Source organism: Nitrosomonas sp. Is37 (assembly GCF_033063275.1).
Taxonomy (GTDB): Bacteria; Pseudomonadota; Gammaproteobacteria; order Burkholderiales; family Nitrosomonadaceae; genus Nitrosomonas.
On sequence record NZ_JAWJYP010000004.1, the window covers coordinates 23,260 to 37,827 of the forward strand.

Annotated in this window: 14 protein-coding genes; 6 read left to right on the top strand and 8 right to left on the bottom strand. The window is 48.5% G+C overall.

All coding sequences use genetic code 11. The features are described from left to right. Nucleotides 1–9: 9 nt before the first annotated feature. Nucleotides 10–459 carry a GNAT family N-acetyltransferase gene (locus R2Q26_RS02855; protein WP_317534885.1) on the bottom strand — a complete coding sequence of 150 codons (450 nt, stop codon included), beginning with the start codon at nt 457–459 and terminating at the stop codon, nt 10–12. Nucleotides 460–477: 18 nt separating this feature from the next. Beyond that, a complete protein-coding gene (locus R2Q26_RS02860) occupies nt 478–1,716 on the bottom strand; it encodes an NnrS family protein (protein ID WP_317534886.1) in 1,239 nt (412 codons plus the stop codon). Nucleotides 1,717–1,871: 155 nt separating this feature from the next. Between R2Q26_RS02860 and R2Q26_RS02865 the strand changes: the two genes are divergently transcribed. From R2Q26_RS02865 to scpB, 6 genes are all read left to right on the top strand, one after another. Then, the gene (locus R2Q26_RS02865) at nt 1,872–2,714 is read left to right on the top strand and encodes a 3',5'-nucleoside bisphosphate phosphatase (protein WP_317534887.1); all 843 of its coding nucleotides are present in this window, start codon (nt 1,872–1,874) and stop codon (nt 2,712–2,714) included. A 75-nt stretch (nt 2,715–2,789) separates the two neighbouring features. Continuing rightward, the gene (locus tag R2Q26_RS02870) at nt 2,790–3,422 is read left to right on the top strand and encodes an L-threonylcarbamoyladenylate synthase (protein WP_090569822.1); all 633 of its coding nucleotides are present in this window, start codon (nt 2,790–2,792) and stop codon (nt 3,420–3,422) included. Next, nucleotides 3,415–4,089, top strand: a complete 675-nt coding sequence (locus tag R2Q26_RS02875; protein ID WP_317534888.1) for a site-2 protease family protein — start codon at nt 3,415–3,417, stop codon at nt 4,087–4,089. Before R2Q26_RS02870 ends, R2Q26_RS02875 begins: the two co-directional genes overlap by 8 nt. Nucleotides 4,090–4,191: 102 nt before the next feature. Continuing rightward, entirely contained in the window at nt 4,192–5,394 is a 1,203-nt protein-coding gene (locus tag R2Q26_RS02880) for a tryptophan--tRNA ligase (protein WP_317534889.1), read from the top strand. 198 nt (nt 5,395–5,592) lie between these two features. Further along, the gene (locus R2Q26_RS02885; protein WP_317534890.1) at nt 5,593–6,402 is read left to right on the top strand and encodes a ScpA family protein; all 810 of its coding nucleotides are present in this window, start codon (nt 5,593–5,595) and stop codon (nt 6,400–6,402) included. After that, nucleotides 6,368–7,054, top strand: coding sequence for an SMC-Scp complex subunit ScpB (gene scpB, locus R2Q26_RS02890; protein WP_317534891.1), 687 nt, complete (start codon nt 6,368–6,370; stop codon nt 7,052–7,054). Before R2Q26_RS02885 ends, scpB begins: the two co-directional genes overlap by 35 nt. On the opposite strand, the gene R2Q26_RS02895 is transcribed toward scpB, so the two are convergent. From R2Q26_RS02895 to R2Q26_RS02920, 6 genes are all read right to left on the bottom strand, one after another. After that, entirely contained in the window at nt 7,029–8,858 is a 1,830-nt protein-coding gene (locus tag R2Q26_RS02895; protein WP_317534892.1) for a restriction endonuclease subunit S, read from the bottom strand. The two genes, scpB and R2Q26_RS02895, sit on opposite strands and share 26 nt — an antisense overlap. Continuing rightward, nucleotides 8,855–9,625, bottom strand: coding sequence for a transposase (locus tag R2Q26_RS02900; protein ID WP_317534893.1), 771 nt, complete (start codon nt 9,623–9,625; stop codon nt 8,855–8,857). Before R2Q26_RS02900 ends, R2Q26_RS02895 begins: the two co-directional genes overlap by 4 nt. Next, nucleotides 9,603–9,773, bottom strand: coding sequence for a hypothetical protein (locus R2Q26_RS02905; RefSeq protein ID WP_317534894.1), 171 nt, complete (start codon nt 9,771–9,773; stop codon nt 9,603–9,605). Before R2Q26_RS02905 ends, R2Q26_RS02900 begins: the two co-directional genes overlap by 23 nt. Next, nucleotides 9,770–11,242, bottom strand: a complete 1,473-nt coding sequence (locus R2Q26_RS02910; protein ID WP_317534895.1) for a class I SAM-dependent DNA methyltransferase — start codon at nt 11,240–11,242, stop codon at nt 9,770–9,772. The genes R2Q26_RS02905 and R2Q26_RS02910 overlap by 4 nt, the downstream gene beginning before the upstream one ends. A gap of 63 nt (nt 11,243–11,305) precedes the next feature. Further along, complete coding sequence (gene hsdR / locus R2Q26_RS02915; protein WP_317534896.1) at nt 11,306–13,675, bottom strand: EcoAI/FtnUII family type I restriction enzme subunit R; 2,370 nt, start codon at nt 13,673–13,675, stop codon at nt 11,306–11,308. A 47-nt stretch (nt 13,676–13,722) separates the two neighbouring features. Beyond that, nucleotides 13,723–14,538, bottom strand: coding sequence for an inositol monophosphatase family protein (locus tag R2Q26_RS02920; protein WP_317534897.1), 816 nt, complete (start codon nt 14,536–14,538; stop codon nt 13,723–13,725). Nucleotides 14,539–14,568: the final 30 nt, after the last annotated feature.

Sequence of the window (14,568 nt, forward strand, 5' to 3'; positions counted from 1 at the left end):
AACTGAACATTAAGATGTACTACTCTGCGTATATATGTGAGGGTTATGGATTTCCAAGAACCATTCTGGATTTTGCACCACCACGAAACCATTTTGTTCATACAGACCGTGCGCATCCAGGGTTGCTAGCATCCAACGGCGCAGCCCCTGCAACTCCGGATGCAAAAGGATACAAGAAATCAGCCACTTACCGAGGCCACGTCCTCTATAATCTGGCACAACAAATACGTCAGCTAAATAGGCAAACGTAGCGCAATCCGTAATAGCGCGAGCAAAACCGATCTGCTTTGCATTGTGATACAACCCAAAACAGAGCGAATGATTTACTGACTTTTCTACGGTTGCTCTAGGGATATGCTTTGCCCAGTAAGACGCTTTGCACAAAAAATCATGGATCATTTCTATATCCAGATCTTCTCGATTATCCGTTACTATGAATTCATCTTGCTGCCATTTCATTAGTCATTCTCTCTTTAATTAACCCGGTTTATCATCCACCCTTGGCCGCCAGTAGGTAGGAGCAAAGCGCGCTGCCCATAGTGTGAAACAAATGAGCCATACCGCTGCGGCAAGCAGATAAAGCATCGGTGCAAGAGCGGAAACGGCTGGTATGATGTCTGGCAGCATTCTGAGCAATGCGGTAGCCTGAAAGCCGAGAAAGAGTAGCCAGGTAAAATGATCCAGCACCAACGGACGACCCGAGTGCCCTATCGTCACGCGCGAAGCCATACCTAGCACCATGCTGGCAAAATAACCAATCACTAGTGCATGAAGGGGCGCAAGCCCAAACCAGATGCGCTCCCCCACGTTCAGCCACATCATGAGGCTCTGCGCTGCAAATAGCAACATCGCTATAGTCAGCCAAGCAAAAGAGATATGCAACACCGCCAGCAGACTCACACTAAAACTGCGCAACAATCCCCAGGCCCATGACAGGTAGAGCGCACACCCAGCCAATGGCAGATCCACCCACCATACATACTGCGGCATCCCCATGAGTTGCAATAGGCCATGGCCAGCTGAGCAGGCAAGCATCAACCAGAGCAATGCATAAGGTCTGACAATTACGTAATTTTCCAACACCCGACTAGAGAAAAAGGGAATCATACGGTGCGAAACAGTTAACAGGATCGGCAGCAGGAAAAACCAGATACCTGCCTGACGTGAAAAATCCAGAAATAACGAAAGATCAGTCAAAAGCCACACAAGATAAGCAGCCACACCCAGCCAACCAAAGATAAATGCGACACTGGCCACTTGCGCATGGCGCTTATCTTGCGCTTGTGTCTGCAACAAAACTCGTAACAGCGCCATGATCGCAATCCCCCATCCTGTCAGCATCACTGCGATCCCGGCTACCAGTATAGGCTTACCGAGGTACAAGCCAGCATAGAACAGAGCCACACCCCCAGCCATAAACATACATGTTGCAAGATAATGGCGCGGTTTGATCTTTTCACCATTCATCCAATTTGGAAAGGTAGTAAACAAAAAGCCAAAAATAAAGAAAGGGAAAAAGCCATACACCATTAAAAAAGCATGCGCCCAGATTGGCGCCAGACTCAATACTGGTGCATTGCCAATTACGCCATAGCGTCCCATCAGATCAAGCGTCCACCATAAAAGGGTAAGCACACCCTGCAATGCACCCACCAGGAACAAGCTGCGATGGGGTGCAGCAGACAAGTGATGCCAGATAGTTGCTTGTTTATTCATACATTTTCCTTATAATTTAATTTAACCTCTATTTTTCTTAGAGATGAATAATCTTTAAGTTATATCAGCCTTTCTCTCTTATCGTTTTTATCATGCTACATATTTGTTATGATGTGCTTATTATTTGTATAAAAGCCCTGTAAGTACACTATTTAATGCTCAACATTGATTTGCATTGTCACTCCACCGTTTCAGATGGTCTTTTGACGCCTGCTCGCCTGGTAGAGCATGCAGCTTTGCGGGGTGTCAACGTACTTGCGTTAACTGATCATGATGACGTTACAGGATTGGCTGAAGCTCGTATTGCAGCACGTGAAAAAAATATCACACTTATTAACGGCGCGGAAATCTCTGTCACGTGGCAAGGCAGAACCTTACATATCATTGGCCTCAGAATCAATCCCGAATATCCTCCATTGGAGCAAGGTCTGGCATCGATTCGAGCAGGACGAGAGGAGCGTGCGCGTAACATTGCCATTCAACTGGAGCGTTATGGCATTCATGACAGCCTCGAAGGTGCCTATACTTATACTGAAGGACAATTAATTGGTCGTACCCATTTTGCGCGCTTTCTTGTTGAAAAAGGATATGCTAAAGATATTCGGTCGGTGTTCAAGAAATATCTTGTAAAGGGTAAACCAGGTTATGCCCCACATCAGTGGGCAACCTTAAATGATGCAGTCAGCTGGATACGCGGTAGTGGTGGTCAGGCAGTTATCGCCCATCCAGCGCGCTACCAATTAGGTAAGAACGTTCTGGAAGCACTGTTGCACGAATTTCGTGACCTTGGCGGTGTGGGTTTAGAAATTATCTCACCCAGCCACACATCCGACCAGATAAAACTGTTTGCACATCATGCCCAGCGAATGAATTTACTGGCTTCATGTGGCTCTGATTATCATGGACCTGGTGAAAGCTATTTTGATCTCGGTCAATTACCACCATTACCAGCTGGATGTATTCCCATTTGGCACAATTGGAATATTGAGCAAAAATAAATCATCAGTGAACAACTGAAATAAGTTTGCGCTACATTACAATCAAATATCAAAAGAACTGGATCTTAATAAATTATGGCACAATTTTTTTCTATTCATCCACAAAACCCCCAACCAAGATTATTACGACAGGCTGTTACGATTCTGCGTGATGGCGGTGTCATCGTTTATCCGACAGACTCCTGTTATGCGCTGGGTTGTCAGATCGGTAACAAAGATGCTATGGAACGCATACGGGCCATACGGCAAGTTGATGAGCATCATCATTTCACGCTGGTATGCCGTGATCTGGCTGAGATTTCGAAATATGCCAAAGTAGACAATATCCAATACCGTCTGCTCAAAGCGTGCACACCGGGCAGTTACACGTTCATACTTAAAGCTACCCGTGAGGTACCCCGCCGTTTGCAGCACCCCAAACGCTATACCATCGGTTTACGTATACCGGATCACCCAGTTGCCCACGCCTTGCTGTCAGAATTGGATGAACCGTTATTAAGCTCCACCCTGATTCTGCCTGGGGATGAGCTACCGCTAAATGATGCCGAGGAAATCCGGCAGCGTCTGGAACATCAAGTAGACTTGGTGATCGATGCTGGTCCTTGTGGCGTAGAGATGACAACCGTAATTGACTTAACAGGTGATATGCTTGAATTAGTTCGCACAGGTAAGGGCAGTCTCGCACCATTTGGGATAGCACATGGATAGCTTAGATAGTATTATTCTTGGGATCGCGATTTACGCACTCCCCGTCATTTTTGCCATTACTTTACATGAAGCGGCACATGGTTATGTTGCTAAGCAACATGGCGATTTGACCGCTTACATGGCGGGACGCATCACATTGAATCCGCTCAAGCATATCGATCCAATGGGAACCATTATTGTGCCACTGACGCTATTCATCATTGGCAAATTGACTATGGGTACCGGTTTTCTGTTTGGCTGGGCCAAACCAGTACCCGTTAATTTCAACCAGTTACGGCACCCTAAGCGCGACATGCTGTGGGTTGCAGCAGCGGGGCCTGGCGCTAATCTTTTCATGGCTTGTTGCTGGGCGTTGATCATCAAGCTGGGACTGATTTTCCCAGAAAACATTTACGCTAAACCAATGATTCTGATGGGTATGGCTGGGATTGAAATTAACCTCATTCTGATGGTATTGAATCTATTGCCCTTACCACCGTTGGATGGTGGACGTATGGCTGTCAGTTTACTGCCCCACCAACTTGCCTATCAATTCTCGAAAATCGAGCCTTATGGGTTTATGATTTTATTGTTATTGTTGATGACTGGCGTGCTGGGTGCAATCATCCTGCCATTTATTACCCTTATGAAGCAGCTCATTGCTTGGGTGTTTGGATTGTATGTCTGATCTCGCAACGCAAAATGACTCACCTTTCATAAATAAATGACGAACAAATGCTCTTTCTTATTTTATCTCCAATTAACTATGTATTAATTTAGGATTTATAGCATGTTTGCTGATCGCGTTTTATCGGGAATGCGCCCGACCGGTAATTTGCATTTAGGGCACTATCATGGTGTGTTGAAAAATTGGATCACCTTGCAACAGCAATACGAGTGTTTGTTTTTCGTTGCTGACTGGCATGCGTTGACCACTCACTACGACTCACCCGAACTAATCGAGCAGCATACCTGGGACATGATTATCGACTGGCTGGCTGCTGGCGTCGATCCTGCGCACGCAACCCTGTTCATTCAGTCGATGGTACCTGCCCATGCCGAACTCTATCTGTTGCTTTCAATGATTACACCGCTAGGTTGGCTGGAACGCGTCCCCACCTATAAAGATCAACAGGAAAAATTGACTGAAAAAGATTTAAGTACCTATGGTTTCCTGGGGTATCCCCTGCTGCAAAGTGCAGATATTCTCATTTATCGCGCCAATCTGGTTCCTGTCGGTGAAGATCAGGCGCCCCATCTCGAGTTCACCCGGGAAATCTCGCGTCGCTTCAATCATATTTTTGGTAAAGAACATGGTTTTGAAGAAAAGGCAGAACTAGCCATCAAAAAGCTTGGCTCCAAAAAATCCAGGCTCTATAGTGAATTACGCACTCGCTTTCAGGAACAAGGTGATGAAAGTGCGCTGGAAGAAGCTAGATCATTGCTGGATGAGCAGCAAAATCTCAATATGGGTGACCGGGAGCGCTTATTTGGTTACTTGGAAGGAGGCGGCAGAGTCATCTTATCGGAACCTCAAACACTGCTCACGCAAGCCTCGAGAATGCCGGGACTGGATGGTCAGAAAATGTCCAAATCCTATAACAACACCATCAGTTTACGCGAAGACGCTGACAGTATCGTGAAAAAAATCCGCACCATGCAGACTGATCCGGCGCGGATACGGCGCAGCGATCCGGGCGATCCAGCCAAGTGCCCAGTGTGGTCATTTCATACCGTTTATTCCAACGATGAGGTCAGGAACTGGGTGCAATGGGGCTGCAAAAGCGCGGGTATTGGCTGCCTTGAATGCAAGCAGCCTGTGATTGACGCCATCCTGGCTGAACAAGCGCCTATCTGCGAGCGGGCCAAGATGTATGAGGAAGATCCGGCACTGGTCAGGAATATTTTGGAAGATGGCTGTGAGAAAGCAAGCAAACTCGCAGAGGAAACCATGCGCGATGTGAGAGAGGTAATGGGATTGAATTATTCCTAAGGAAGGTCCGGATAAGTGACTGTGGCGGTACATTGCTTCGTTGCGCGATACTCGTCCCTTCGCCTATCTACATGATATATTTCAGGTCCTGCGCGCCGTGCACCTTGTACTGTATCCATCTTGCTCACTTACTCAAACTTTCCTTGATATCTTCTTTTTCATTGTTTACAAAATTGAGAAAATGACTAACCTCTGTGCATGAACATGTTGAATGATGCGGTCGATATCCAGCCCATCGCCAAGATCTGTGGTCAGCCGATATTAGAGATACCACGCGATCTATATATCCCGCCCGAGGCGCTGGAAGTATTTCTCGACACGTTCGAAGGCCCGCTCGATTTATTGCTCTATCTCATTCGCAAGCACAATCTCGATATCCTGGATATCCCGATGGCTGAGCTTACGCAGCAGTATATGGCTTATGTGGAAATGATGCGCGCCGATCAATTCGAGCTGGCAGCGGAATATCTGCTCATGACCGCACTGCTGATCGAAATCAAGTCACGCATGCTGCTGCCACCCCCTGTCTCTGAAATAGAAGAGGAAGCCGATCCACGCGCTGAGCTCGTGCGCCGACTGCTGGAATATGAACAGATGAAAAAGGCCGCGATGCGCCTTGATGAATTGCCACAAGCCAATCGGGATTTTGCGCTGGTGCAAGTATCGATTGATCAGGTCACAGTCAGGCAACTCCCTCATGTCGATGTAGATGATTTACGGCATGCCTGGCTCACACTGATCAAACGCGCCAAGGTTAACCGCCATCATCATATCGGCCATGAACAAATCTCAGTGCGTACCTGCATGAGCCAGATCCTGCGCGCACTGCGAGGAGGCAAGGTGGTACGCTTTGATGAATTATTCAGTCAGGAGGCCGGAGTCATAGAAATCATTGCCAATTTTCTCGCTCTGCTGGAGCTTGCCAAGGAATCGCTTGTTGCCATTGACCAATCTGAAAACTTTGGAACGATCTATGTCAAATCAGTCCAGCCAACTGCTACCTTCTGAAACATCACCTTCCTTCAGCGAACACGAAATCATCAAAATCCTGGAAACAGCGCTGCTGACCACCCAGGAACCGCTCGCCCTAGCAGAATTGAAAAAACTGTTCGATGGTGAAGTGAGCAGCAAACTGCTGCAGGTGTCACTCGAGAATTTACGAGAAAAATGGCGTGACAGCGGCATCGAGCTGGTTAACGTTGCCGGTGGCTGGTGCTTCCGCAGCAAACTGGAAATGCAGGTCTTTCTTGACCGGCTCAGTCCGCAAAAGCCACCACGCTACTCGCGCGCAGTGCTAGAAACGCTGGCGATCATCGCCTACCGGCAACCCGTAACACGCGGCGATATCGAAGATATCCGCGGCGTAGTAGTTTCTACTAATATCCTTAAAACACTGGAAACGCGCGGTTGGATCGAAGCAGTCGGACAACGCAACGTACCCGGCAGACCCACACTTTACGCCACCACGCAAACCTTTCTCAACGATCTCAACCTGCAATCGCTTGAACAACTGCCGCCATTGGATGAGCTGGCGGCACTCACCGAATTGACTGAACCCCTGGATCAGGGACCAGCTAGCGATTCAGAAACAACAGAAACGACCGATACCGAGCAAGGAGAGGCACTCCAAGACCTCACATCTGCACCATCAGCGCATTGAGCAATGTAGCCTGTTTATCGGTGGCAGCATCAATCTGCTGCTCCAGCCTATCGCATAACGCCATGAGTTGGTCGATTTTGGCGACGATACGGTGTTGTTCGGGGAGGGGTGGAAGTGGAATAAGAATCGATGACCACTTCTGTTTGTTGATTATTGGCGTTGCTGAACCACCAGCCTGACTAATGGCTGTTTCCTGAAATGAAATCGTAGCCATAGCCCAATAAATATATGTTACTGGAACAGGCAGGTATGGGGTCAGCGTATTTATCTGTTGATTGCATGTTACATTTCTATCATTGATAGCATGCTTCCCAATGCTTCCTCCGATACATACCATTAGCACCGAGTTCTTTTCAATTAAACGACCTCTGGAAAGACCAATTTCCGAGAGTCCTTCTCCGGTGTAATCAATCTCACCATTTTTAATATCACCCGGGCCAATGAAAGGAATATATCGTCCGTAATTTTGGCTCTCTTTACTTGGTGGAGTTGTTCCCGTCTGAGTTATACCTAATTCACCCAATCGCACCCACTCCCATCCCTGCGGCAATTGATAAGGCACTTCCTCCGTCTTGATCGCTGACAGCGGTTTGATTGCTTTGATCTTGCCTTCCTTTACCAATCGCTGTTTTTCAGCTTCGATTGCTTTGAGCAGTTCACTGGCGGGGGGATCATTGGGATCTTTCGGCACGAGCTTGCCCATCACCGCAAGTTGCAGAATCGCTTTACGCAATTCGGTAACGTTTTCCTTAACCAAGTAAAGCGCACTGAAATGCCGGATGATGAACTGCCAAACGTCGGTAAAAGCTTCCTCGCCCGCATACTCCTGGGTGTCGCCCCCGCGCAGGCGGGAGTCCAGACCATCGGTAAACTCTGAAGCATCGGAAAAACTGGACTCCCGCCTGCTCGGGAATGACGAAGCCGCATCGAGCAAACGTTCTACAACAGTGGTATGAACAACACGCCGCTTCTGCTCACGCTCGTTACGCAATTTCTCCAGCTCATCGCACCGCGCCATGAGCTGGTCAATTTTAGCGACGAGACGGTGTTGTTCGGAAAATGGTGGTAATAGATGAATGCTCATTATCGCGTCTTCAGTCCCAAGCCTCGGCATCTTCACACCATACATAAGTGAATTAACATAGGCCAGAAAGGACGGACACTTCAACAACCATTTAAGAAATTTAGAATCTACTCCATTGTACGGAAATATCGGTACAATCTCTGTAGTACATACACCGTCGTTGTCCGCAACAATCACCTTATTCAAATAAGGTCGCAATTTTCCATATAGAACATCCCCTTTTTTAAAAGTAGATTTGGTTGATTTCGATTGTCTTTCTGAATACTGAGCTCGGTAAATCACACGTGACGTATCTTTCTCAATATCTTCAAGATCCAGCAACCATGTGTTAGGAGGAATTTCATCTGATCCTACATTTTTTCTACCATTGTAGTTAGCAATCTCTCCTAGTCTCACCCACGCCCACCCCTTTGGCAATTGATAAGGCATTTCCTCCGGTTTGATCGCTAGCAGCGGTTTGGATGCTTTGATCTTCCCTTCTTCCACCAGCCGCTGTTTTTCGGCTTCGATTGCTTTGAGCAGTTCACTAGCAGGTGGGTCGTTCGGGTCTTGAGGTACCAGCTTGCCCTGCATCGCCAGCGTTAAGATCAGTTCGCGCAGTTTCTTGATGCCATCAGGCGCGGCAAAAGCCGCATCGAAATAGCGCTCCAGCGGCCAGGTAGGCGTTGTCTCTATTTCGGTATTGGGTAGGCTAGTAAAATAATCGAAAGGATGGCTCATGCCTCTCTCCCACCTTGCCCACATAACGGGTTCAATTTGTCCAGTTCCCATTGCAGCGGATTATTATGGATATAGGCGCGGATTTGATTCCAATCCGGTTCATTGCGAACGATATGTTCCCAATAATTGCGTTGCCATAATTTACCGTCAAACGGCGGCCAGCCGTGTTGTTTCACGCCGGTGATATAGGCATGCGTGGTGATCGATTTGAATGCCTGGACAATGCGTCCCACCGTATCCGGCAATGTGCCGCGGGAGCGGATGGTGGATTTATGGGATTGATTAATAGATAGATCGTGTAACGGGCGATCACAAGGATCGACCAGATGGGTTTCATTTTTCACCGCATAGGGGCGAATACAAGATTCGCCCCTACGGTCGATATTCCGCATTGCGTAGGAGCGATCCTTGTGATCGCCCGTTTTAGAATCGCCCTCCTTCAACACCAAAATCCCGTGTATGTGATTGGGCATGACCACAAATTCATCCAATGCTAACGTATCAAACCGCATCGGCAATTGATGCCAGACTTCTTGAATCATCTTGCCCGCCTCATTCAATTGCATCTCGCCATGAATAATCTCGCCGAACAGGCATAAACGATGTTGGGTGCAAATGGTCACAAAATACGCCCCTGCCTGCGCATAATCGTATCCCTGTAACCGGAGGGAACGGCGATGATGGCTGGTTGTCTCGTCATTCATGTTCCCTTGCTTTCTCCCAACGCCTTGATCAATTCCTGTTTCAACGCGTCCTGCCTGCTCCATTCAACTGCATTTCTCCGTTAACAATTTTTCCAAACAGGCATGCCCGCTGCTGAGTACAGATGGTCATGAAATACGCACCTGCCTGCGCATAATCGTATCCCTGTAACCGGATGGAACGGCGATGATGGCTGGTTGTCTCGTCATTCATATTCCCCTGCTTTCTCCCAGCGCCTTGATCAATTCCTGTTTCAACGCAGCTTGAGCGGCTTCGAGCTGTTGGACGATCTGCTGGTATTCTTGCATCAATTCTTCAGGATCACCGTGGTCGATTGCTACTTCATGTGGATTCTTGCAGTCGAGATTGTAATTGCGCGCAGCGATCTCTACCGTAGACACCTTCCAGGCGTGTTCGGTGGTTTTGCGATCTTTACGTTCTGAACCGCCCCACCAAGCCTTTTCCCGTTCGAATTCCTGAATGGTCAACGGCTTCGAACGCGAGTAGGATTTGTAGCCAGCCGGGTAAGGATGCTCGAAGAACCAGATATCCGGGGCTGGCCCGCTTCTATCAAGAAACAGGATGTTGGTGGCGATACCGGTGTAAGGGCTAAACACCCCTTTGGGCAGGCGTACGATGGTGTGCAGGTTGAACGCTTCCAGCAATTCTTGTTTGAGCGTGGTCTTCACCCCTTCACCAAACAAAAAACCATCAGGCAGCACCACGGCTGCCCGTCCACTGTCGTGCTTAAGCAGATGCATGATCAGCGCCATGAACAGATCAGCTGTTTCGCGAGTCTGGTATTTGCGCGGGAAGTTGTGCTCGATGCGGTCTTCTTCCATACCGCCGAACGGCGGATTAGTGACGACGATATCGACCCGCTCCCTGGGGCTGTAATCCTTGAGCGGGCGACTGAGGGTATTATCATGACGAATGTGAGTAGGCACATCGATGCCGTGCAGCATCATATTGGTCATCGCCAACATGTGCGGCAACGGTTTCTTTTCCACGCCGTGGATGCTTGCCTGCAAGGTTCTAAGATCGTCAGCATTCCTGATCTGCTGCTTGAGATGCTCAATGGCACAGGTGAGAAAACCGCCCGTGCCACAGGCTGGATCGAGAATGATCTCGCCCAGTTGCGGGTTGAGTATATCCACCATGAACTGGGTCACCGCACGTGGGGTGTAGTATTCACCCGCGTTACCGGCAGACTGAAGATCGGCCAGAATCTTTTCGTAGATGTCATTGAACAGATGACGATCCGTGGAAGAATTGAAATCCACATCCGCTTCGATCGTGTTGATTACCTGCCGCAGCAATGTGCCCGATTTCATGTAGTTGTAGGCATCCTCGAATACTGAGCCGACCACCTTACCATGGGGTGATACGCCTGCGGCAGTAGCCAATTTTTTGAGCGAAGGGAATAGTTCGTTATTGACGAAATCGATCAGCTCTTCCCCCGTGATGCCCTCCGCGTCTTTGGCCCAACTCGTCCAGCGCAATCGGTTTGGCAGCGGCGATTTATATCCCGGTGTGGTCAGTTGCCATTCCTGTTCCTTGTCGTCAAAAATTTTCAGAAAAATCAGCCAGACCATCTGACTGATGCGTTGCGCATCGCCATCGACGCCCACGTCCTTGCGCATGATGTCCTGGATGGTTTTGACGAGTGTACCGATTGACATAAACTACTCCCGTTTTCAGTCATTCCCGCCTGCGCGGGAATGACAGTTGTTTATACTTGTTTTTCATATGCTATAGAGTGCCTGCTCCAGCTCATGCACTGCTTGCTGATAGTGATCCTGGTCACCGAAGGCGCGAATGATCTCGATCGGTGTGCCGAATTGAGTGAAGGGCGAGACAGCGAGAATCTGCGTTTCTTCAATTTGTGTGACACCCTCATCTGCGTATTTATCCAGCAGCGCTTCCAGCACCCGCCGTGCCTGTTCGCCATAGCGAGTAAAGTAGTTGCGTTTCCTGACTTGCTCTGCGCGCTCTCGGCGCGTCAGGGGTGGTTTGTCCCAGGCAATATGGCAGATCAGATCGAAGGGATCGCAATCCCTGCCGATTTCCTCAGCAAGCGCGTCAAAGAAGATACCTTCGTTAGCCAGTTCTTCGATAATCGCCTGTTTCTTCGCCGCACTGTTCCAGCGCCGCAGAAAATCATCCAGTGATGCGAACGAATGGGCCAGCATCTTGCGCGTGTAATCCTTGAGTGATTCGGTGATCAGCTTGCCGTGAACATCGAAATACTGCACCCGCTCAGCAACAACACTGACTTCGATATTGGCCACGACATAACGGCGAATACTCTCCCCTTCTTCTCCCTCATTAATTCCTGTCGAGGCAAAATCAGTGGCCAATTGCGGATACTTGAAATCATTCTCCGGCATAGCACTATCGGGTATCTCTGGAGGTACGGGTAATTCTCCGGCTTTAGGGGTATAAATTTGCACCGGATCACCATCAAAATCCGAGTCAGCAAATAATTCGGTGGCCTTCTTGAAATCGATGATGGTGAAGTAGTATTTGCCGTAGTCCTCGTTGATGCGCGTGCCGCGCCCGATGATTTGCTTGAACTCGGTCATTGACTGAATGCGCTGATCGAGCACGATTAGCTTGCAGGTCTGAGCATCGACACCGGTGCTCATTAGCCTGGAGGTAGTCGCGATCACAGGATATTTCGATTCAGGAAAAATGAAATTATCGAGTTCATTCTTGCCTTCTTCGCTATCACCAGTAATACGCATGACATACTTGGCATTCTGCGTCACCAGATCTGCGTTTTCATTGACCAATGCCTGACGCATGCGCTCGGCGTGATCGATGTTTTCACAGAAAACGATGGTTTTATCGAAACGGTTGGTCTGTTTTAAAAACTCGGTGATCTTTCTGGCTACCAACTGGGTGCGCTTTTCCAGTACCAGCGTACGATCAAAATCCCGTTGGTTATAGATGCGGTCTTCAATTTCATGACCATACTTGTCCACCATACCTTTGTCGGGCCGCCAGCCAGACAGATCCCTATCGATATCAATGCGCACCACCTTGTATGGCGCAAGAAAGCCATCCTCGATCCCTTGCCGCAATGAATAGGTGTAAATCGGTTCACCAAAGTAATCAATGTTGGAAACTTCCTTGGTTTCCTTGGGAGTGGCGGTCAGGCCGATCTGAGTGGCAGCAGAAAAATATTCCAGTATCTGCCGCCAGGCGGAATCTTCTGCTGCGCTGCCCCGGTGACATTCATCCACGACAATCAAGTCAAAGAAATCCGGGCTGAATTGCTTGTAGATATTCCGTTCCTCTTCCGTACCAGTCACAGCCTGATAGAGGGAAAGGTAGATTTCGTAGGATTTGTTTGCCTGCCGCTTCTGTATTTTGGTCATGGCTGCGCCAAACGGCTTGAAATCGTTGGTCATGGTCTGATCGACCAGGATATTGCGGTCTGCCAGAAAAAGAATACGTTTCTTGGCCTTGGCTTTCCACAAACGCCAGATGATCTGGAAGGCGGTGAAGGTTTTACCGGTACCGGTTGCCATGACCAGCAGAATGCGTTGTTTGCCTTGGGCAATCGCTTCGATAGTCCGGTTGATGGCAAGTAGCTGGTAGTACCGTGGGACTTTGTTGCTCCCGTCGCTGTAATAATCCTGCGTGATGAGCCCGTGCTGTTGCCCACTAGTGTTTAGGCCCTTATGCGCAAGCCACTCTTGCCACAGCATTTCAGCAGATGGAAATTGATGCAGGTTCAGCTCACGTTCAATCAGGCCATCGGCCGCAATCTTGTTGTGAAACAGAAAGCCATCGCCATTAGAGCTGAAGACAAAAGGCACCTGCAACAACTCGGCATAATTCAGTCCCTGTTGCATGCCAGCGCCAATGATGTGATTGTTGTCCTTGACTTCGATCACGGCAATCGGAATGTTGGGCTTATAGAACAGCACATAATCGGCCCGCTTGTGTTGGGCGCGAGTGTGCAATCGACCACGAACAATAATGCGCCCTTTAGTCAGCAGAAATTCTTCCCGCACCTGGCTTGTGATATCCCACCCTGCCTGTTGCAAGGCAGGGGTGATGAATTTGGTGCAGATATCGCGTTCAGAGAGTTGCTTTTTACTCATTATTCAACTCTCTCGCTTCTTTTCGCCGCTACAATGCTGATTGCTGATTACTTGTTGGCTGCGATTAGTTGAGGCGTTAAGTGTGGCGCAATAATTTGCAGCAACTGGACGAAAATCTTGGGGTTGCCTGCAACAATTTGCCCGCTCTTCAAATAGTTTTCATTGCCTTCCAGGTCACTGACCATGCCGCCTGCCTCAAGAATAAGCAGACAGCCTGCGGCGATATCCCAGGGAGACAAGCCAATTTCCCAGAATCCGTCATACCGCCCAGCAGCAACATACGCCAAATCAAGCGCAGCGGAACCAGGGCGACGAATGCCAGCCGTTTTAGGGATGATGTCCTTGAACATGGCGAGATAAGCATCCAAGAAGGAAAGATCACGGAAGGGAATACCTGTCCCGATCAAGGAATCAGCTAATAGGGCACGCTTACTGACACGGATGCGTTGATCGTTAAGGTAAGCGCCACGCCCACGACTGGCAGTGAATAATTCATTGCTGACTGGATCGTACACTACCGCTTGTGACAAAATGCCACGATGTAATAACGCAATCGATACTGAATATTTAGGAAAACCATGCAAAAAATTGGTAGTACCATCCAGCGGATCAATGATCCATTGGTATTCTGATTTTTTGGAGTCTCCGCGATTACCGCTTTCTTCTGCTAGAATCGAATGGGTAGGATAAGCATCCAGCAATACCTTGATGATGGCTTCTTCAGCCGCACCATCAACTTCACTGACAAAATCACTGTGCGATTTGCGTGAAACAGTCAGAATATCGAGGTTTCGTGAAGCTTGATTGATAATACTGCCTGCACGGCGCGCGGCCTTTACCGCAATTGTAAGCATTGGATGCATTTTTAAAGACCAAGAAATATAAAAATTGAA

Bases quoted from the DNA above. Each gene is read 5' to 3' on its own strand.
- R2Q26_RS02855 (WP_317534885.1), bottom strand. From the start codon at position 459: ATGAAATGGCAGCAAGATGAATTCATAGTAACGGATAATCGAGAAGAT.
- R2Q26_RS02860 (WP_317534886.1), bottom strand. From the start codon at position 1,716: ATGAATAAACAAGCAACTATCTGGCATCACTTGTCTGCTGCACCCCAT.
- R2Q26_RS02865 (WP_317534887.1), top strand. From the start codon at position 1,872: ATGCTCAACATTGATTTGCATTGTCACTCCACCGTTTCAGATGGTCTT.
- R2Q26_RS02870 (WP_090569822.1), top strand. From the start codon at position 2,790: ATGGCACAATTTTTTTCTATTCATCCACAAAACCCCCAACCAAGATTA.
- R2Q26_RS02875 (WP_317534888.1), top strand. From the start codon at position 3,415: ATGGATAGCTTAGATAGTATTATTCTTGGGATCGCGATTTACGCACTC.
- R2Q26_RS02880 (WP_317534889.1), top strand. From the start codon at position 4,192: ATGTTTGCTGATCGCGTTTTATCGGGAATGCGCCCGACCGGTAATTTG.
- R2Q26_RS02885 (WP_317534890.1), top strand. From the start codon at position 5,593: ATGAACATGTTGAATGATGCGGTCGATATCCAGCCCATCGCCAAGATC.
- scpB (WP_317534891.1), top strand. From the start codon at position 6,368: ATGTCAAATCAGTCCAGCCAACTGCTACCTTCTGAAACATCACCTTCC.
- R2Q26_RS02895 (WP_317534892.1), bottom strand. From the start codon at position 8,858: ATGAGCCATCCTTTCGATTATTTTACTAGCCTACCCAATACCGAAATA.
- R2Q26_RS02900 (WP_317534893.1), bottom strand. From the start codon at position 9,625: ATGGAGCAGGCAGGACGCGTTGAAACAGGAATTGATCAAGGCGTTGGG.
- R2Q26_RS02905 (WP_317534894.1), bottom strand. From the start codon at position 9,773: ATGAATGACGAGACAACCAGCCATCATCGCCGTTCCATCCGGTTACAG.
- R2Q26_RS02910 (WP_317534895.1), bottom strand. From the start codon at position 11,242: ATGTCAATCGGTACACTCGTCAAAACCATCCAGGACATCATGCGCAAG.
- hsdR (WP_317534896.1), bottom strand. From the start codon at position 13,675: ATGAGTAAAAAGCAACTCTCTGAACGCGATATCTGCACCAAATTCATC.
- R2Q26_RS02920 (WP_317534897.1), bottom strand. From the start codon at position 14,538: ATGCATCCAATGCTTACAATTGCGGTAAAGGCCGCGCGCCGTGCAGGC.